16 protein-coding genes are annotated in these 17,571 nt (G+C 68.4%); 9 read left to right on the forward strand and 7 right to left on the reverse strand.

The window, feature by feature from the left end; all coding sequences use genetic code 11:
- Positions 1–2 precede the first annotated feature (2 nt).
- From AB7U46_RS06295 to AB7U46_RS06305, 3 genes are read left to right on the forward strand one after another with little or no spacing between them, the layout of a single operon-like run.
- Positions 3–830, forward strand: coding sequence for an ABC transporter permease (locus tag AB7U46_RS06295; RefSeq protein WP_428336095.1), 828 nt, complete (start codon positions 3–5; stop codon positions 828–830).
- A gap of 2 nt (positions 831–832) precedes the next feature.
- Entirely contained in the window at positions 833–2,434 is a 1,602-nt protein-coding gene (locus AB7U46_RS06300; protein WP_428336096.1) for an ABC transporter ATP-binding protein, read from the forward strand.
- Positions 2,431–3,309 carry an alpha/beta hydrolase gene (locus tag AB7U46_RS06305; protein ID WP_428336097.1) on the forward strand — a complete coding sequence of 293 codons (879 nt, stop codon included), beginning with the start codon at positions 2,431–2,433 and terminating at the stop codon, positions 3,307–3,309. The genes AB7U46_RS06300 and AB7U46_RS06305 overlap by 4 nt, the downstream gene beginning before the upstream one ends.
- A 73-nt stretch (positions 3,310–3,382) precedes the next feature.
- Here AB7U46_RS06305 and AB7U46_RS06310 read toward each other — a convergent pair whose 3' ends face one another.
- Both AB7U46_RS06310 and AB7U46_RS06315 read right to left on the reverse strand, forming a co-directional pair.
- The gene (locus AB7U46_RS06310; RefSeq protein WP_428336098.1) at positions 3,383–3,775 is read right to left on the reverse strand and encodes an SgcJ/EcaC family oxidoreductase; all 393 of its coding nucleotides are present in this window, start codon (positions 3,773–3,775) and stop codon (positions 3,383–3,385) included.
- Positions 3,772–5,157, reverse strand: a complete 1,386-nt coding sequence (locus tag AB7U46_RS06315; protein WP_428336099.1) for an FAD-binding oxidoreductase — start codon at positions 5,155–5,157, stop codon at positions 3,772–3,774. Before AB7U46_RS06315 ends, AB7U46_RS06310 begins: the two co-directional genes overlap by 4 nt.
- A gap of 175 nt (positions 5,158–5,332) precedes the next feature.
- On the opposite strand from AB7U46_RS06315, the gene AB7U46_RS06320 reads away from it, so the two are divergent.
- Positions 5,333–6,721, forward strand: a complete 1,389-nt coding sequence (locus AB7U46_RS06320; RefSeq protein WP_428336100.1) for a bifunctional enoyl-CoA hydratase/phosphate acetyltransferase — start codon at positions 5,333–5,335, stop codon at positions 6,719–6,721.
- On the forward strand, positions 6,721–7,899 hold the full coding sequence (locus AB7U46_RS06325) for an acetate/propionate family kinase (protein ID WP_428336101.1): 1,179 nt from the start codon (positions 6,721–6,723) through the stop codon (positions 7,897–7,899). The genes AB7U46_RS06320 and AB7U46_RS06325 overlap by 1 nt, the downstream gene beginning before the upstream one ends.
- Positions 7,900–8,023: 124 nt before the next feature.
- Here the strand turns inward: AB7U46_RS06325 and AB7U46_RS06330 are convergent, their stop codons facing one another.
- Entirely contained in the window at positions 8,024–9,823 is a 1,800-nt protein-coding gene (locus AB7U46_RS06330; protein WP_428336102.1) for a M24 family metallopeptidase, read from the reverse strand.
- Entirely contained in the window at positions 9,823–11,697 is a 1,875-nt protein-coding gene (cobT, locus tag AB7U46_RS06335; protein ID WP_428336103.1) for a cobaltochelatase subunit CobT, read from the reverse strand. The genes AB7U46_RS06330 and cobT overlap by 1 nt, the downstream gene beginning before the upstream one ends.
- Positions 11,698–11,889: 192 nt before the next feature.
- Between cobT and AB7U46_RS06340 the strand changes: the two genes are divergently transcribed.
- Positions 11,890–12,477: an NADPH-dependent FMN reductase gene (locus AB7U46_RS06340; RefSeq protein WP_428336104.1), complete on the forward strand. Its 588-nt coding sequence runs from the start codon at positions 11,890–11,892 to the stop codon at positions 12,475–12,477.
- Positions 12,478–12,551: 74 nt separating this feature from the next.
- Here AB7U46_RS06340 and cobS read toward each other — a convergent pair whose 3' ends face one another.
- Entirely contained in the window at positions 12,552–13,532 is a 981-nt protein-coding gene (gene cobS / locus AB7U46_RS06345; RefSeq protein WP_428336105.1) for a cobaltochelatase subunit CobS, read from the reverse strand.
- 147 nt (positions 13,533–13,679) lie between these two features.
- Here cobS and AB7U46_RS06350 point away from each other — a divergent pair, with 147 nt between their 5' ends.
- Positions 13,680–14,645, forward strand: a complete 966-nt coding sequence (locus tag AB7U46_RS06350; protein WP_428336106.1) for a DUF808 domain-containing protein — start codon at positions 13,680–13,682, stop codon at positions 14,643–14,645.
- 155 nt (positions 14,646–14,800) lie between these two features.
- On the opposite strand, the gene AB7U46_RS06355 is transcribed toward AB7U46_RS06350, so the two are convergent.
- Entirely contained in the window at positions 14,801–15,427 is a 627-nt protein-coding gene (locus AB7U46_RS06355; RefSeq protein ID WP_428336107.1) for a DnaJ domain-containing protein, read from the reverse strand.
- A 99-nt stretch (positions 15,428–15,526) separates the two neighbouring features.
- Between AB7U46_RS06355 and AB7U46_RS06360 the strand changes: the two genes are divergently transcribed.
- Positions 15,527–15,796: a BolA family protein gene (locus AB7U46_RS06360; RefSeq protein ID WP_428336108.1), complete on the forward strand. Its 270-nt coding sequence runs from the start codon at positions 15,527–15,529 to the stop codon at positions 15,794–15,796.
- On the opposite strand, the gene AB7U46_RS06365 is transcribed toward AB7U46_RS06360, so the two are convergent.
- Positions 15,793–16,164, reverse strand: coding sequence for a DUF4177 domain-containing protein (locus tag AB7U46_RS06365; RefSeq protein ID WP_428336109.1), 372 nt, complete (start codon positions 16,162–16,164; stop codon positions 15,793–15,795). The genes AB7U46_RS06360 and AB7U46_RS06365 overlap by 4 nt on opposite strands.
- Positions 16,165–16,303: 139 nt before the next feature.
- On the opposite strand from AB7U46_RS06365, the gene AB7U46_RS06370 reads away from it, so the two are divergent.
- Positions 16,304–17,050: a sulfite exporter TauE/SafE family protein gene (locus AB7U46_RS06370; RefSeq protein ID WP_428336110.1), complete on the forward strand. Its 747-nt coding sequence runs from the start codon at positions 16,304–16,306 to the stop codon at positions 17,048–17,050.
- The last annotated feature ends 521 nt before the right edge of the window (positions 17,051–17,571 follow it).

Consider the following 17,571-nt stretch of genomic DNA (forward strand, 5'->3'; position numbering starts at 1 on the left):
CGATGACCCCCCTGATGACCGCTTTGCGGAAAATGCCCCCAAGCGCGCTGCTCGGGCTTGTGGTGATCCTCGCCTATCTTCTCACCGCGCTTTGCGCGCCGCTCCTGGCCCCCCATGGCGAGGCCGAGATCGTCGGCGCCCAGTTCGAGCCCTGGGGCGCGGCCTTCCGCCTTGGCACCGACACGCTGGGCCGCGACATGCTCTCGCGGCTGATCTGGGGGGCGCGCAACACCGTCGGCGTGGCGCTCGCCACCACCGCGATCGCCTTCTCGCTCGGCGCGCTTGCGGGGCTTCTGGCCGCGGCGCTCGGCGGCTGGGTCGATCTTGCGCTCTCGCGCCTCGTCGACGTGATGATGGCGGTGCCGCCGCTGATCCTGACGCTGCTCGCGCTTTCGGCGCTGGGGCCGGGGGTGCTCAACCTCATCCTCGTCGTCGCCGCGCTCGATGCGACGCGGGTGTTCCGCCTCGCGCGGGCCTCGGCGATGAACGTGATGGTGATGGATTACGTCGAGGCGGCGAAGCTGCGCGGCGAGGGCACGAAATGGATCGTCCTGCACGAGGTGCTGCCCAATATCTCCGCCCCGCTGATCGCCGAGTTCGGGCTGCGCTTCTGCTTCGTCTTCCTCACCATCTCGGCGCTGAGCTTCCTTGGCCTCGGCTTGCCGCCGCCGATGGCGGACTGGGGCGCGATGGTGCGCGACAACGCCGCGCTGATCACCTTCGGCGACATCACGCCGCTGCTTCCCGCCGCCTGCATCGCGGTGCTGACGATCTCGGTCAATTTCGTCATCGACTGGATGCTGCACCGCGCCTCCGGGCTGAAGGAGTGACCATGCTGCTCGAGATCGAGAACCTGAAGATCGAGGCGAAGACGGCCGAGGGCTGGGCGCCGATCCTGCACGGGGTCGACCTGCGGGTCGATCGCGGCGAGGTCGTCGGGCTGATCGGCGAATCCGGCGCCGGGAAATCGACGCTGGGCCTTGCCGCGATGGGCTTTGCCCAGCCCGGGCTGCGCTTTGCCGGCGGCCATGTCCGCTTCGAGGGCACGGACCTCTTGCGCCTGTCCGAACGGCAGCGGCGCGCCTTTCGCGGCGATCGCGTCGCCTATGTCGCGCAATCGGCGGCGGCGAGCTTCAACCCCGCCTGGCGGCTGATCGACCAGTTTTGCGAGGGGCCGGCGATCCATCGCAGCGCCGACCGCGCGACATCCGAAGCCTTCGCGCGCGAGCTTTACGCAAAGATGCACCTGCCCGACCCCGATCATTTCGGCCTGCGCTTTCCGCATCAGGTCTCGGGCGGGCAGCTGCAGCGCGCGATGGTGGCGATGGCGATGGCCTGCAAGCCCGATCTGATCGTCTTCGACGAACCCACCACCGCGCTCGACGTGACGACGCAGATCGGCGTGCTCGCCGCGATCCGCCAGGCGGTGGAGGCGACCGGCACCGCCGGTATCTACATCACCCACGACCTCGCGGTGGTGGCGCAGATGGCCGACCGGATCAAGGTGATGCGCCACGGCAGCGAGGTCGAGGAGGCGCCGACGCGCGCGATGATGGCGGCGCCCGCGGCGGATTACACCCGCTCGCTCTGGGCGGTGCGGGAATTCCGCCGGCCCGAGCGCGCGCTCGACCGCGGGGCCACCCCGGCGCTGCGGATCGAGGGCGTCACCGCGGGCTATGGCCGCCAGACCGTGCTGCGCGAGGTCAGTTTCGAGGTGCCGCGCGGGGCGACGGTGGCGGTGGTGGGCGAATCCGGTTCGGGCAAGTCGACCACGGCGCGGGTGATCACCGGGCTGCTGCCGCCCACGGCGGGCTCGGTCGCGCTTGACGGGGCGCTCCTGCCGCCGCGGCTTGACCAGCGCACGCCCGAGCAGCTGCGCAAGATGCAGATGATCTATCAGATGGCGGATACCGCGCTCAATCCGCGCCAGACGATCCGGCAGATCCTGTCGCGGCCGCTCGGCTTCTATCGCGGGCTGAGCGGGCGCGCGCGCGAGGCGCGGCTGCATGAGCTGATGGACGAAATCGAACTGGCGCCGGAAAAATTCCTCGACCGGTTGCCGGGGGAATTGTCGGGCGGGCAGAAGCAGCGTATCGGCATCGCCCGGGCGCTCGCCGCCGACCCCGAGTTCATCATCTGCGACGAGGTGACGAGCGCGCTCGACCAGCTCGTCGCGGAGGGAATCTTGCGGCTGCTCAGCCGGTTGCAGGACGAGACCGGGCTTTCGTGCCTGTTCATCACCCATGACCTCGCCACCGTGCGCGCGATCGCCGATGACGTGGTGGTGATGCAGGGCGGGCGGGTGATCGACAGCGGGGCGAAGGGCGCGGTGCTCGACCCGCCGCGGGCCGATTACACCCGCAAGCTCCTCGCCTCGGTGCCGCAGATGGACCCGGACTGGCTTGGCCGGCGCATTGCGGAGGGCGCGGAATGATCGCCGATCCGCAGGTGCTGGCCTTCATCGCAAGGACCGAGGCCGCCTATCCGCCCGAGGCGAACGGCGCGAGCGCGGCCGAGAACCGCCGCTATTACGACGCGATGTGCGCCGCGTTCCGCGCGCCGCGCCCGCCGGGGCTCGCGGTGGCGGATCGCGCGCCGGGCGGCGTGCCCTGCCGGATCTACGGGGCGGAGACGCCGGTCGCGGTGCTTTACATCCACGGCGGCGGCTATGTGGTCGGCGGGCTCGAGAGCCACGACGACATCTGCGCCGAGATCGCCGATGCGACCGGGCTTCAGGTGATCGCGGTCGATTACCGGCTCGCGCCCGAGCACCGCTGGCCGGCGCAGATCGACGATGTCCTCGCGGTCTGGCGCGCGCTCGATCGCCCCGCGGTGGTGGTGGGCGACAGCGCCGGCGCGGCGCTCGCCGCCGGGCTCTGCCTCGCGCTGCGGGGCGGGCGGCAGCCGCTGGGCCAGGTGCTGATCTACCCGGGGCTCGGCGGTGACGGCACGGCGCCCTCCTATGCCGAGAATGCCGAGGCGCCGCTTCTGCGCACCGCCGATCTCGGCAGCTACCGCACCGCGCTGCACGGCCCGGAGCCGGTCACCGACCCGCGCGCCGCGCCGCTTTCGGCGCCCGATCTCTCGGGGCTTGCGCCGGCCTTCGTCGTTTCCGCCGATGTCGATCCGCTGCGCGACGACGCGCCGGAGTTCGTGGCGCGGCTGCGCGCGGCGGGCGTCGCGGCCGAGTGGCGCAACGAGCCCGAACTGCCGCATGGCTACCTGCGCGCGCGCCGCAGCTCCGACCGGGCGCGGCGTTCCTTTCAGGCGATCCTCGCCGCGATCGCGGGCTTTGCCCGGCGCGGCTGAACGGCTTTCATCTTGCCGAAAATACCTCGGGGGGCGCGTCAGCGCGGGGGCAGCGCCCCCTCGCGCGCCCCAATCAGGCCTCGGGCACGAATTGCGCCGCGACGATCCACCAGCCCTCGGGCCCGGGCTCCATCGTCGCGCAGAAGATCGCGCCGATCCGGCCCGCGTCGCTGCCATCGGCATGCACGATCCCGCTCAGCACGAAGCGCTGGGTAATCACCACCGCCGCGCCGCCCGCCACCGCGCGCAGCTTGGTCTTGCCGGTGACGAGGCGCGCGCGCGAGAACGCGCCGGCAAGCTCGCCCGCGAAGATCTCGGCGATCTCCTTCGCGCCCTCGGCGCTGCCGCCGGTGAGGCTCAGGAAATCGGCGTCGGGGGCGAAATAGCCGGCAAGCGCATGGGCGTCGCGCGCGCCCCAGGCATGGGCGATCGCCCGCGGCAGATCGGCGGGATCGGCAAGGCTCATGCCGTCTCTCCGGGCTGCGGCACCAGCTTGCCGGGGTTGAGCAGGCCGAGCGGGTCGAGCGCCGCCTTGATCGTGCCCATCACAGCCCAGGCCTCCCCATGTTCCTCGGCCATCATGTAGCGTTTGCCAAGGCCGATGCCGTGCTCGCCGGTGATCGTGCCGCCCATGGCGAGCGCCATTTCCGCCAGCTCGTGGCCCACCTGTTTCGCGCGGGCGAGCTCCTCGGGGTTTTCCCGGTCGAGAAGCAGGATCGCGTGGAAATTGCCGTCGCCGACATGGCCGAGGATCGGCCCGTCGAGCCCGGCCGCCGCGATGATCTCGCGCCCGCGTTCGACCGCTTCGGCGAGCCGCGAGATCGGCACGCAGACATCGGTCACCAGCCCCATGCAGCCCGGCCGCCAGGCAAGGCAGCTCGAATAGGCGCCGTGGCGCATCTTCCAGAGCCGCGTGCGCTCCTCCGTCGTCGTCGCCCATTGGAAATCGGCGCCGCCCATCTCGGCCACCACCTCGCCGAACCGCGCGCTGTCCTGCGCGACGCTTTCGGGCGTGCCGTGGAATTCGATCAGCAGATGCGGTTTTTCCGGCATCGCGGTGCCGTTCATCGCGTTGAACATGCGCGCGATCTCGGCGTCGACGAATTCGATCCGGGCCATCGGAATGCCCATCTGGATCACCATCTGCACGGTTTCCACCGCCGCCTCGAGGCTGTCGAAGGCGCAGACCGCGGAGGAGATCGCCTCCGGCTGACCGTGCAGGCGCAGCGTCAGCTCCGTGATGAGGCCGAGCGTGCCCTCGGAGCCGAGCATCAGCGCGGTGAGGTCATAGCCCGAGGCGGATTTCGCCGCCCCCGAGCCGGTGCGGATCACCCGCCCATCGGCGAGCACCACCTCGAGTGCCGCGACATTCGCCCGCATCGAACCATAGCGCACCGTCGTCGTGCCCGAGGCGCGCGTCGCCGCCATCCCGCCGAGCGTGGCATTCGCGCCCGGGTCGACGGTGAACATCAGCCCCGAGGCGCGCAGCTCGACGTTCAGCTCCTCCCGGGTCAGCCCCGGCTGCACCCGGACGAGCCGATCTTCGGCCCTGATTTCAAGCACTTCGTTCATCCGTGCGAAATCGACGGTGACGCCGCCCTGCACGGCCAGCGCGTGCCCTTCGAGCGAGGTGCCCGCGCCCCAGGGCGTCACCGGCACGCGATGCGCGGTGCAAAGCTTCATCAGATCCGAGACCTCTTCGGTGGTCTCCGGCCAGACCACCACCTCGGGCGGGGCCTCGTCGAACCAGGTCTCGTTCTGCCCATGCAGCGCGCGATCCGACTGCCGCCGGCTCATCCGCGGCCCGAAAAGCGCTTCGAGTTCGCTCCAGAATGCGTCCTGTGTCATCCGATCCTCCGCCGTTTCCCCCGTCATAGGCGGTTCGGAACGCCACGGAAAGGGGGGCAAAAAAGCCTCGCAACTTGTCGCCGATCAAAGTTTTCGCAACTTTGCGGCGTTAGAGCGAGACGGAATTGCCGCACTGCGGCATAAAGACGGGCAAGAACCAGGCAAGGAGCGCGCCATGAATTTCGAAAGCCGGATGTGGGACGAACTCGAACCGGGCATGTCGGCCGAATTGCGCAGGCTGTGCACCGCGGACGATTTCTACGTTTTCGCGGCCGCCTCGGGCAATCACAACCCGATGCACCTGCCGCAGGGCGAGGGCGAGGGCGCGCCGAAGGCCGAACCCGTGGCGCCCGGCATGTTCGTCGCCTCGCTGATCTCGGCGGTGCTCGGCAATATCCTGCCCGGGCCCGGCACGCTTTATCGCAGCCAGACGCTCACCTTCCACGAGCGCGTGCGCGACGGCGAGGAGCTGATCTCCAAGGTCACGGTGAAGGCGAAGGAGCCGGGCGGCATCCTCGTGCTCGCGACCGAGGTGCGGCGCGTGGGCGACGATCGGCTGATCCTCGAGGGGGAGGCCCGCGTCGAGGCGCCGAAGACGAAGATCCATTACGAGGAGCTCGACGCCCCCGGGCTGATCGTGCAGCGCCACCGCCATTTCGAGGCGCTGATCGCCAAGGCCGAGCATCTGCCCGCGATGGCGACCGCCGTCGTCTGCCCGGTCGAGGAAAGCGCGCTCGACGGGGCGCTGATCTCGGCCGAACATCACCTGCTCGCGCCGATCCTGATCGGCAATCCCGACAAGATGGCGAAGGCCGCGAAGGCGCTGGGCAAGTCGCTCGACGCCTATGAGATCATCGCGACCGAGACCGACCGCGAGGCGGCGCAGAAGGCGGTGGAGCTGGTGCGCGCGGGCCGCGTCGAGGCGATCATGAAAGGGCATCTGCACACCGACGACCTGCTGCATCCGATGCTCGACAAGCAGGCGGGGCTGCGCATCGGGCGCCGCTTCACCCATATCTTCGTGATGGACGTGCCCGGCGTCAGCCATCCGCTGCTGGTCACCGATGCCGCGATCAACATCGCCCCCGATCTCGCGACCAAGGTCGATATCGTGCAGAACGCGATCGACCTCGCGATCTCGATCGGGATCGAGGTGCCGAAGGTCGGCGTGCTTTCCGCGGTGGAGACGGTGAACCCGGCGATGCCCTCCTCGATCGACGCGGCGCTCCTGAGCAAGATGGCCGAGCGCGGCCAGATCAAGGGCGGCATCGTCGACGGCCCGCTCGCGATGGACAATGCGGTCGATCTGGGGGCGGCGCGCACCAAGGGGCTGCGCGGCGAGGTCGCGGGCCATGCCGAGGTGCTCGTCGTGCCGGGCATCGACGCGGGCAACATGCTGGCCAAGCAGCTCGCCTATATCTCCCACGCCGAGGGGGCGGGGCTCGTGCTTGGCGCGAAGGTGCCGGTGATCCTCAACTCGCGCTCCGACAGCGCGATGGCGCGGCTCGCCTCGGCGGCTGTCGCCGCGATCCACGCCAACCGTCTGCGGGAGGCGCGCCTCTGATGACCCGTGCCATCCTCACGCTGAACTCCGGTTCCTCCTCGCTCAAGCTCGGCCTTTTCTCCGAGACGCTCGAGACCCTCGCCATGGCCCATGTCGACCGTATCGGCCGGCGCGAGGCGGCGATGCAGATCAAGGACGCGGCGGGCAAGCCGCTGCCGATGCCCGAACATGCGCCGAACGCCTTCAAGACGAACGGCGCCGCGCTGCGCACCGCGCTCGAGGTGTTCCAGGCCGATTTCCCCGGGCTCGAGGTGGTGGCGGTCGGCCATCGCGTCGTGCATGGCGGTGTCAACCACGCCGCGCCGCTGCGCCTCACCGAGGAGATCATGAAGGATCTGGCGCGGCTCGCCCCCTTCGCGCCGCTGCACCAGCCGCACAACCTCGCCGGTGTGCGCGCCTCGGTCGACACCTTCCCGGGCGTGCCGAACATCGCCTGTTTCGACACCGCCTTCCACCGCGGCCATCCTTTCGTGAACGACACCTATGCGCTGCCGCATCGCTATTACGAGAAGGGGATCCGGCGCTACGGCTTCCACGGGCTGAGCTACGACTATATCTCGGGCGAGCTTGCGCGGACCGAGCCGGAGCTTGCCGCGGGGCGCGTCGTCGTCGCGCATCTGGGCTCGGGCGCCTCGATGTGCGCGATCAGGGGTGGCCGGTCGATCGAGAGCACGATGGGCTTCTCGGCGGTCGACGGGCTGCCGATGGGCACCCGCACCGGCCAGATCGACCCCGGGATCCTGATGTATCTGATGGATGAGGAGGGGATGGACAGCCATCAGATCTCCGACCTCCTTTACAAGGAATCGGGGCTTCTGGGGATGTCGGGCGTGTCGAACGACATGCGCACGCTCGAGGCCTCGGAGGAGCCGCATGCGGCCGAGGCGGTCGACTATTTCACCTATCGCATCCGGCGCGAGCTTGCCGGGCTTGCGGCCGCGATGGGGGGGATCGACGGGCTCGTCTTCTGCGGTGGGATCGGCGAGAACTCGCCCCATATCCGCGCCCGCGTCTGCGAGGATCTGGGCTGGCTCGGCATCGGGGTCGACCCGATCCGCAACCTTGCCCATGAGCGCGAGATCGGCACCGGCAAGGTGCGGGTGCTGGTGATCCCGACGAACGAGGAGATCGTGATCGCCCGCGCCGCGCAGGCGGTGCTCGCGACGATCGAGGACTGAGGCGGCAATCGTGACGGGCGGACCGGGGGCCAGCCCCCGGACCCCCGGAGTATTTTTGCCAAGAAAAAGTCAGGCGCTTTTTCTTGGGCCAAATACTCATCCGCAGTCGGGGCTTCGGGCGCGGTCAGAGCGGCGCGCAGGCGCTTTCCAGCCAGTCACGCGTCGCCGGGCTGACGTGGGGCGCGATGCGGGCAAAGACGTCGGCGTGATAGGCGTCGAGCCAGGCGCGTTCCTCGGCGTCGAGCATCTCCGCGAGGATCAGCCGGCGGTCGATCGGCACCCAGGTGAGATTGCGGAAGGCGAGCTGGTCGCGGTTGTCGCCGAGCTTTTGCGCCGGTTCGACCAGCACCAGATTCTCGATCCGGATGCCGAAGGCGCCCTCGCGGTAATAGCCGGGCTCATCCGAAAGGATCATCCCCGCTTCGAGCGGCACGGCGGAGACGCGCGAGATCCGCGCCGGCCCCTCGTGCACGCAAAGCGCGGCGCCGACGCCGTGGCCGGTGCCGTGGTCGTAATCGAGCCCCGCGACCCAGAGCGGCGCGCGGGCGAGCGCGTCGAGATCGCGCCCGGCAAGGCCACGCGGCCAGCGCGCGCGGGCGATCGCGATCATCCCGCGCAGCACGCGGGTGAAGGGATCGCGCGCGGCCTCGGGCACCGGGCCCACCGCGACGGTGCGGGTGATGTCGGTGGTGCCGTCGATATATTGCGCGCCGGAATCGACGAGCAGCAGTTCCCCGGGTTTCACCGCGCGATTGGTGATCTCGTTCACCCGGTAATGCACGATCGCGCCGTTGGGCCCGGCGCCGCAGATCGTGTCGAAGCTGATGTCGAGGAGCGCATTCGTCGCCGCGCGGAAATTTTCAAGCGCGGTGACCACGGCGATCTCGGTCAGCGCGCCCTTCGGCGCCTCGGCCTCGACCCAGGCGAGGAATTCGGCCATCGCGACCGCATCGCGCAGATGCGCCGCCTCCATCCCCGCGATCTCGGCCGCGTTCTTGCGCGCCTTTGGCAGCAGGCAGGGATCCTCGGCGCGGATCATGGCGAGCCCGGCCTCGCCGAGTTCGGTGAAAACGGCAAGCGGCGCCGTCGCCGGATCGGCGAGCACCGGGCCGGTGAGGCTGCGCAGCCCGGGCGCGAAGGCCTCGATCGGGCGCAGCGTCACCTCGGGGCCGAGATGGGCGATCAGCGCCGCGTCGAATTTCTCTTCATCGGCGAAAAGGGTCAGATGGCCGTCGGCGTGGAGCACGGCGAAGGCCAGCACCACCGGATTGCGGGGGATGTCATTGCCGCGGATGTTCAGAAGCCAGGCGATCGAATCGGGCAGCGTGAGCACGGCCGCCTCCGCCCCCTGCGCGGCGAGCGCGGCGCCGAGGCGGCGGCGTTTCGCGGCGCTCTCCTCGCCCGCGAAGGCGGCGGGATGGATACGCGCCGGGGCCTGCGGCGGGGCAGGGCGGTCCGCCCAGATCGCATCGACGAGGTTCTTGCTTTCGACCAGTGTGATGCCGGTTTCGGAAAGTGCCGCGCGCAGATCGGCGATCTCGCGCTCGGCGTGCAGCCAGGGGTCGAAGCCGATGTGCCCGCCCGCGGGCAGCTCTTCGATCAGCCAGGGGCCGGGCTTCACCTCGGGCCAGTTCACCGGGGTGAAGGCGGCGAGGTCGACCTCGGCGCGGACCTGCACGCGGTAGCGGCCATCGACGAAGACGCCGGCGACATCGCCAAGCGCGATGCAGAAGCCGGCCGAGCCGGTGAAACCGGTCAGCCAGCCAAGCCGCGCGTCGCAATCGGCGACATATTCGCCCTGATGCGCATCGGCGCGGGGCACGATGAACCCGTCGAGCCCCGCCGCGGCCATTTCGGCGCGCAGCGCGGCCAGACGCGGCGGCCCGTTTTCCGGCGCCGAGCGGACCGTGAAATCCTGAAACATCAGATCGCCTTCTTCATGCCGAGGAAGCGCGCCCGCGCGCGCGGGTCGCTGTCGAAGAGGCTCGCGAGCTGTTCGGTCATCGCGCCGGCGAGCTGCTCGACATCGGTGATGGTGACGGCGCGCTGGTAATAGCGCGTGACGTCATGGCCGATGCCGATCGCGATCAGTTCCACCGCACGACGTTTCTCCACCATCGCGATCACGTCGCGCAGGTGTTTTTCGAGGAAAATCGCGGGGTTGACCGAAAGCGTGCTGTCGTCGACCGGGGCGCCGTCGGAGATCACCATCAGGATCTTGCGCGCCTCCGAGCGGCCCAGCATCCGCCGATGCGCCCATTCGAGCGCCTCGCCGTCGATGTTCTCCTTCAAGAGGCCCTCTTTCATCATCAGGCCGAGGTTCGAGCGCACGCGGCGCCAGGGCGCATCGGCCGATTTGTAGATGATGTGGCGCAGATCGTTGAGCCGGCCCGGCGATTGCGGGCGGCCCTCGGCCAGCCATTTCTCGCGGCTCTGGCCGCCCTTCCAGGCGCGGGTGGTGAAGCCGAGGATCTCGACCTTGACCGAGCAGCGTTCGAGCGTGCGGGCAAGAACGTCGGCGCAGATCGCCGCGATCGAGATCGGGCGGCCGCGCATCGAGCCGGAATTGTCGAGGAGCAGCGTCACGCAGGTGTCGCGGAACTCGGTGTCCTTCTCGATCTTGAAGGAAAGCGGCATCGTCGGGTTGGCGACGACGCGCGCAAGGCGGCCGGCGTCGAGCATGCCCTCCTCGCGGTCGAATTCCCAGCTGCGGCTTTGCTGCGCCTGCAACCGGCGCTGCAGCTTGTTCGCAAGGCGGCTCACCGCGCCCTTGAGCGGTTCGAGCTGCTGGTCGAGATAGGCGCGCAGGCGCTCCAGCTCGGCCGGTTCGGCCAGATCCTCGGCGCGGATCTCCTCGTCGAATTCGGTGGTGAAGACCTTGTAATTCGGGTCCGCCTGCGAATGGGCGGGGGGCGGCGGCGGCTCGGGCGGGGCGTCGGCCTGCGGCATGTCCATCTCATCGCCCATCTCCTCGTCGGAGAGGTCGTCGCTCGAGACCGTGGTCTGGGTCTGATCCTGCGTCTGCTCCTGCGAGCGTTCGGGCGTGGCCTCGCCATCGTCCTCCTGCTCGTCGGCCTGCTGCTCCTCGCCGGCGTCGGGGTCGTTCTCGGCCTCGGCCTCCTCATCGGCGTCATCGCCGAGATCCTCGTCCGGATCCTCGCCAAGCTGGTCGCCATAGCCGAGATCGGCGATCACCTTGCGCGCAAGCTTGGCGAAGGCGGTCTGGTCCGCAAGCACATCCTGCAGCGTGGCGAGATCGCCCGCCGCGCTTTCCTCGAGGAAGGGGCGCCAGAGTTCGAGCACATGCGCCGCGGCCGAGGGCAGCGGGCGTTGCGTCGCCAGCTCGCGCACGAGATAGCCCGCCGCGACCGGCAGCGGCGCCTCGGATTGCGAGCGGATCTGGCCGTAACCCTTGCGGTCGGCCTCCCAGGCGATCTTGTGGTCGATATTGCTCAGCGTGCCCGGCATCTCGCGCGCGCCAAGCGCCTCGCAACGCGCGCCCTCCATCGCGTCGAAAAGCGCCCGCGCCATGTCGCCCGCGGGGGCATAGCGCGCGCCCACCGCCGCGTCGTGATGGCGTTGGCGCAGCGCCAGCGCGTCGCCCGTGCCGCGCGCGAGCAGGATCTCGTCGCGCGTCATCCGTCGGCTGACCTGCGGCAGGCGCATCTGGTCGCCCGACACGCCGGCGGGATCGACGGTGAAGCTCACCGTCATCTCGGGCGCATCGGCGAGCGTCTTCGTCGCCTCTGCGAGGGCTTTCTTGAAGGGATCGGCGGGGTTGTCGCTGGGCTTGCTCATGGCCAATCTAAAGCACCGCGACGCGCGCGCGTAAAGCGCTTCGGATGTATCGGGCACAGATTGCCGCGGGGCACCGATGCTGTGCAAATTTGCGCATAACTAACGAGATCTCTGCGTCAATTGTGCGCTATATTGGGGTCAGGAAAACAGACCAACCGACACAGACCTGAACAGAGCTTACGGAGACCCGAAATGACCAGCCCGCTGAACATCGCCATCATCCTGTCCTCGACCCGGCCCACGCGGCTGGCGGACAAGCCCGCGAAATGGTTCCTCGATTTCGCCCGCGCCGAACATCCCGAGATGCGTTTCGAACTCGTCGATCTGCGTGACTACGCGCTGCCCTTCTTCGACGAGGTCGCCTCGAACGCCTGGGCGCCCTCGCAATCGGCCGAGGCGGTGCGCTGGCAAAAGAAGATCGGCGAATTCGACGGCTACATCTTCGTCACCGCGGAATACAACCACTCGATCACCGGCGCGCTGAAGAACGCGCTCGATCAGGCCTATGTCGAATGGGCGCATAAGCCGATGGGCGCGGTGGGCTATGGCGGCCTTGGCGCCGGCCGTGCGATCGAGCATCTGCGCGGCATCGCGGTCGAGCTGCAGATGGTGCCGGTGCGCAACGCGGTGCATATCGGCGGCGGCGATTTCATGGCGATCTCGCCGATGGGCAAGAACGCCGAAATGAGCGAGATCGCGCCGCATATCGAAGGCTCGGCCAAGGGGCTGCTTGGCGACATCGCCTGGTGGGGTGCCGCGACGAAGGCCGCCCGCGGCTGATCCCGGCAAGAGACCACTCACGAACCGAAACGGCGCGCCCGAGGGCGCGCCGTTTGAATTCGGGGATAAGGCTGTTACCGCGCCGCGACGACCGCCGCCGACTCGGGCAGTTCCTCGTCGAAAAGGCGCTGGTAGAACTCGGCCACCGTGGCCCGCTCCAGCTCGTCGCATTTGTTGAGGAAGGTGAGGCGGAAGGCATAGCCCACGTTGCGGAAGATCTCGGCGTTCTGCGCCCAGGCGATCACCGTGCGCGGCGACATCACCGTCGAGAGATCGCCGTTCATGAAGGCGGTGCGGGTGAGATCGGCCACATGCACCATCGCGCCGATCGTCTTGCGGCCCTTCTCGGTGTTGTAATGCGGGCATTTCGACAGCACGATCGCGGTTTCCGCGTCGTGGGAAAGGTAGTTCAGCGTCGCGACAAGGCTCCAGCGGTCCATCTGCCCCTGGTTGATCTGCTGCGTGCCGTGGTAAAGCCCCGTGGTGTCGCCAAGGCCCACGGTGTTCGCCGTCGCAAACAGGCGGAAGAACGGGTTCGGCGTGATCACCTCGTTCTGGTCGAGCAGCGTCAGCTTGCCGTCGGCCTCCAGCACGCGCTGGATCACGAACATCACGTCGGCGCGGCCGGCGTCGTATTCGTCGAAGACGATCGCGGTCGGGTTGCGCAGCGCCCAGGGCAGGATGCCCTCGTGGAACACCGTCACCTGCTTGCCGTCGACGAGCTTGATCGCGTCCTTGCCGATCAGGTCGATGCGGCTGACGTGGCTGTCGAGGTTGACGCGCACGCAGGGCCAGTTCAGCCGCGCCGCGACCTGCTCGATATGGGTCGATTTGCCGGTGCCGTGATAGCCCTGGATCATCACGCGGCGATTGTAGGCAAAGCCCGCGAGGATCGCCATCGTGGTGTCGGGGTCGAACTTGTAGGTCGGGTCGAGGTCCGGCACGCGATCGGTGCGGCTGGCAAAGCCCTTGACCTTCATCTCGCTGTCGAGACCGAAGACCTCGCGCAGGTCGATCTCTTCGGTCGGTTTGGCATTCATCTCGAGATCGGTCATGGCGGGCATCCTTTCCTGCGGTCGGATGGATTTGTGGACCATCGCAAGGGGCCGCGCAAGGGGGCGGATTGTCCGGGTTACAGGCGGGGGGGTGCTTGTGATGGCGCGGCCGGGCCCTTACCTTGCCGCAAACGGAAAGGTTTGGTCATGAGCGGGTTACTGGCACTTCTCGACGATGTCGCGGGCATCGCCAAGATCGCGGCGGCAAGCGTGGACGATGTCGCGGGGCAGGCGGCGCAGGCGGGCGCGAAGGCCGCGGGCGCGGTGATCGACGATGCCGCGGTGACGCCGAAATACGTCCACGGTTTTGCCGCCGCGCGGGAGCTGCCGATCGTGGGCAAGATCGCGCTCGGCTCGATCCGCAACAAGATCGTGTTCCTCTTGCCGCTCGCGCTTCTGCTTTCGGCCTTCGCGCCCTGGGCGATCACGCCGCTTTTGATGCTCGGCGGCAGCTATCTCTGCTTCGAGGGGGCGGAGAAGGTGCTGCATCTTGTGCGCCCCGGCCCGCACGAGGCGGAGGAGGCGGTGGGCGATCCCGCCCATCTCGAGGCGGCCAAGGTCTCGGGCGCGGTGAAGACCGATTTCATCCTCTCCGCCGAGATCATGACGATCGCGCTTTCGGCGCTGCCTGCGGGCCAGCCGGTCTGGATGCAGGCCGTGGCGCTCGCGCTCGTCGCGCTCGGCATCACCGCGCTCGTCTATGGCGGCGTGGCGCTGATCGTGAAGGCGGATGACATCGGCCTCTGGCTCGCGCGCAACGGCAGGCTCGGCGCCACCCGCGCCTTCGGCCATGGGCTCGTGCGCGCGATGCCGCCCTTCATGGCGGGGCTGATGGCGGTCGGCACCGCGGCGATGCTCTGGGTCGGCGGCTCGATCGTGATCCACGGGCTTGAGGTGCTGGGCTGGGGCCTGCCCTATGAGACGATCCACCACATCGCCGAGGCCGCCGCCGCCCCGGCCCCCGAGACGCTGCGCGAGGCGCTCGCCTGGAGCGTCACCGCCGCCTGCGACGGGGTGCTGGGCCTCGCCTTCGGCTTCGTGCTGATCCCGGTCGCGACCCGGGTGATCTCGCCGCTGATCGGGCTTTTAACCGGCAAGCGCGCCGCGCATTGAGGCCGGGCAGGGGGCGCTGCCCCCTCTTTTCCTGCGGAAAATTCACCCCCGAGGTATTTTCGGCAAGATGAAGGGGTTTTCATCTTGCGAAAAATACCTCGGGGGGCTGCGGAGCAGCGGGGGCAGCGACCCCTCCGCCCCCGCCGCAGGGCGGCTCACTTGAAGTTGCGGCTGTCCTTGAGCTGATCCCAGGCCCAGACGACCTCCTGCAGCATCTCTTCCTGGCTGCGGTCGCCGCCGTTCATGTCCGGGTGCAGCACCTTGATCAGCGCCTTGTAGCAGGCGCGGATCTCGGTCTTCGTCATCGTGTCCTTCGCATCGAGGATCTCGAGCGCCTTGCGTTCGGTCGGCGGCAGGCGGCGGCCCACGACCTTGCGCCCCGGGTTCTGCGTGGCGTTCGCGCCGAGCAGTTCCATCGGATCGGCGATGCCGTGGCGGGTCCAGCCCATCTCCTCCTTGGTGCGGCCGAAGGGTTTCGTCGGCCGTTCCCAGACCGTCGCATTGTCGAGGAAATGCTGGAATTCCTCCTCCGACTGACCCTGGAAATAGTTCCAGTTCAGATTGTATTCGCGCACATGGTCCTTGCAGAACCAGAAATAGTCGTCGAGCACCTTGGGCGATTTCGGCGCCCGATATTGCCCGGGCTCGTTGCAGCCCTCGTGGTCGCATTTGCGCGTCGAGGTCTCGAAGGCCCCCGACATCCCGCGCTTGCCTTTCGAGCGGCGTTTCTTGTCCGCCGCTGCCGAGATGTTGAAACCGAACGGGTCACCGGTCTTGCTCATCGCGCCTCTCATTTCGCTGGCGGCGGGGCTCTTGACGGCCCCCGCCGACTCGGGTCACGCAGTCTAGAGCATATCGCGCGAGAGGAAAGGGGGGCGGGGATGGAAAGCGGAAACCGGCCGGTGGCCGAGGAGATCCAGGCGCGGCTCGCCCCGCTCGCGCCGGACCGTCTCGAGGTGATCGACGAAAGCGCGCGTCATGCGGGCCATGCCGGTCACGCCGGGTCTGGCGAAAGCCATTTCCGCCTGCGGCTGAGCGCGCCGGCACTGGCCGGGCAGGGCCGCATCGCGCGTCACCGCGCGGTGCATGCGGCGCTCGGCCCCGATCTGATCGCGCGCATCCATGCGCTCGCGATCGAATTTCTCGATTAGAGTTCCGGGTCTTCGGCGGGGCCGAGCCGCGGCGCGCGGCCCTCGGGCGCGCTGACCGAGAGCATCTTCGCCCGCTTTTCCGCCGCCGAAACCGCGGCGAAGGCCGCGCCTGCGCTGCCTTCCGGCGCCTCGGCGTCGAGCGCGCGGCGGAACACGAGCAGGTTGTGGAAGACCGTCGTCTTCGAGGTCAGCCCCTGGCGCTCCTCCGCCGGCAGCGTCTCGGCGCGCCAGTATTCCCAGCCGTCCTGCGCCATCTGGTTCATCAGCTGACCCAGCGCATGGGCAAAGCGCTCCGCCCCGGTCTTCAGGCCGCGTTCCTTGTCGCCGCGCATCGGCGCCGGGACGACCCTGTATTCGAATGCCTGCATCACGCACCTCTCTTTGGCCCGCGTTCTAGCGCAACCGGCGCGCGGGTCAATTGAAAGCGCCGTGAGCGGCGGGCGGCGCGAGGCTTTACAGCCGCGCCGCCCCGGGTTAGCCCGGTTTGGCGGCGGGGAGGGCCGTTTCATGACCGAATATCTGATCCTGATCGCGGCCGCCTTCGGCGCCGGGCTGATGAACACGATCGCCGGCGGGGGGACGTTTCTGACCTTTCCGGCGCTGGTCTTCGTGGGGCTGCCGCCGGTCGCGGCGAATGCGACAAGCGCGGTGGCGGTGTTTCCGGGCTATCTCGGCGGCGCGATGGGTTTTCGCGGCGAGCTTGCGAGCTTCGAGCGCGGGCGCCTGATCCGGCTTGCGCTGATCACCCTCGCCGGAGGTGTGGTCGGATCGGGGCTGCTGCTCGTCTCCTCGAACAAGGCCTTCTCGGTGGTGGTGCCGTTCCTTTTGCTGGCCGCGACGCTGATCTTCCTCTTCGGGCCGCGGCTGCGCGCGCTCGCCGCCCGCCACGCCCGCGACGTGACGCCCGAAGGGGCGGCGGGCCTTTTCGTCGTCGCCGTCTACGGCGGCTATTTCAACGGCGGCCTCGGCATCGTGCTGCTCGCGCTTTTCGCGCTTTGGGGGATGAGCGACCTGCACCGGATGAACGGGCTGAAGAACGGGCTGAGCTTCGTGCTCTCGACGATCTCGGTGGCGATCTTTGCGCTCGCGGGGATCGTGGCGTGGCAACAGGCGCTGGTGATGGCGGTCGCGGCGACCGCGGGCGGCTACGCCGGCGCCCCGGTGGCGCGCTGGCTGCCGAAGGAGGCGGTGCGGTGGATCATCGCCGCGATCGGCTTCACGATGAGCGCGGTGTTTTTTGCAAGGTTGGTGTGAGGGGGGGCAGCCGGTCGAGGCGTCGAGCATGAACGGCGCCAATGCGTTGAAAGTACTGCCGCCGCCACACTTGGCGTGTTCTGGCGCTCGCGGATGGGGGATAGGACGCGTATCGCCAGCGACCAATACCTCGTCACCTTGCCGACGAACATGACCATCGAAGACGTCTTGGTCGAATGACAGCATCCACCCGCCGCAACACACTTCGTCATGCTGTCAAGCGCCTCCCCAAAGGCGCTTTTGGATATTCGCGAACTTGTCGCTCGGCGCAAATGGCACTAATGTGACAGCGATCTCAATACTTTCTTCGCTCACTCAGGTGCCCAATGGATGCAACGAAAATATCTTCCGAGCTAAAACAGCAGCGAAGAACAGTTGGGTTTGATACCTACGAGGCCTTGTTGCATAAATCAGGTTCTGAGCGGAGTTCCCCTTTCCCCGGACGGACTTATCCTACGGCCACTGTGACGGGTATGCCAAGCGCGGTGTAGCCATTCAGCACAGCGATGCGGACTTGCAGC

The sequence above is a fragment of the Paenirhodobacter sp. genome, assembly GCF_050177655.1.
Classification (GTDB): Bacteria; Pseudomonadota; Alphaproteobacteria; order Rhodobacterales; family Rhodobacteraceae; genus Rhodobacter.

What these genes read in the sequence shown, in the direction of transcription:
- AB7U46_RS06365 (WP_428336109.1), bottom strand. Translation starts at nt 16,164, where the DNA reads ATGCAGGCATTCGAATACAGGGTCGTCCCGGCGCCGATGCGCGGCGAC.
- AB7U46_RS06300 (WP_428336096.1), top strand. Translation starts at nt 833, where the DNA reads ATGCTGCTCGAGATCGAGAACCTGAAGATCGAGGCGAAGACGGCCGAG.
- AB7U46_RS06310 (WP_428336098.1), bottom strand. Translation starts at nt 3,775, where the DNA reads ATGAGCCTTGCCGATCCCGCCGATCTGCCGCGGGCGATCGCCCATGCC.
- cobS (WP_428336105.1), bottom strand. Translation starts at nt 13,532, where the DNA reads ATGACCGATCTCGAGATGAATGCCAAACCGACCGAAGAGATCGACCTG.
- AB7U46_RS06295 (WP_428336095.1), top strand. Translation starts at nt 3, where the DNA reads ATGACCCCCCTGATGACCGCTTTGCGGAAAATGCCCCCAAGCGCGCTG.
- AB7U46_RS06355 (WP_428336107.1), bottom strand. Translation starts at nt 15,427, where the DNA reads ATGAGCAAGACCGGTGACCCGTTCGGTTTCAACATCTCGGCAGCGGCG.
- AB7U46_RS06325 (WP_428336101.1), top strand. Translation starts at nt 6,721, where the DNA reads ATGACCCGTGCCATCCTCACGCTGAACTCCGGTTCCTCCTCGCTCAAG.
- AB7U46_RS06330 (WP_428336102.1), bottom strand. Translation starts at nt 9,823, where the DNA reads ATGTTTCAGGATTTCACGGTCCGCTCGGCGCCGGAAAACGGGCCGCCG.
- AB7U46_RS06315 (WP_428336099.1), bottom strand. Translation starts at nt 5,157, where the DNA reads ATGACACAGGACGCATTCTGGAGCGAACTCGAAGCGCTTTTCGGGCCG.
- AB7U46_RS06370 (WP_428336110.1), top strand. Translation starts at nt 16,304, where the DNA reads ATGACCGAATATCTGATCCTGATCGCGGCCGCCTTCGGCGCCGGGCTG.
- AB7U46_RS06350 (WP_428336106.1), top strand. Translation starts at nt 13,680, where the DNA reads ATGAGCGGGTTACTGGCACTTCTCGACGATGTCGCGGGCATCGCCAAG.
- cobT (WP_428336103.1), bottom strand. Translation starts at nt 11,697, where the DNA reads ATGAGCAAGCCCAGCGACAACCCCGCCGATCCCTTCAAGAAAGCCCTC.
- AB7U46_RS06340 (WP_428336104.1), top strand. Translation starts at nt 11,890, where the DNA reads ATGACCAGCCCGCTGAACATCGCCATCATCCTGTCCTCGACCCGGCCC.
- AB7U46_RS06360 (WP_428336108.1), top strand. Translation starts at nt 15,527, where the DNA reads ATGGAAAGCGGAAACCGGCCGGTGGCCGAGGAGATCCAGGCGCGGCTC.
- AB7U46_RS06305 (WP_428336097.1), top strand. Translation starts at nt 2,431, where the DNA reads ATGATCGCCGATCCGCAGGTGCTGGCCTTCATCGCAAGGACCGAGGCC.
- AB7U46_RS06320 (WP_428336100.1), top strand. Translation starts at nt 5,333, where the DNA reads ATGAATTTCGAAAGCCGGATGTGGGACGAACTCGAACCGGGCATGTCG.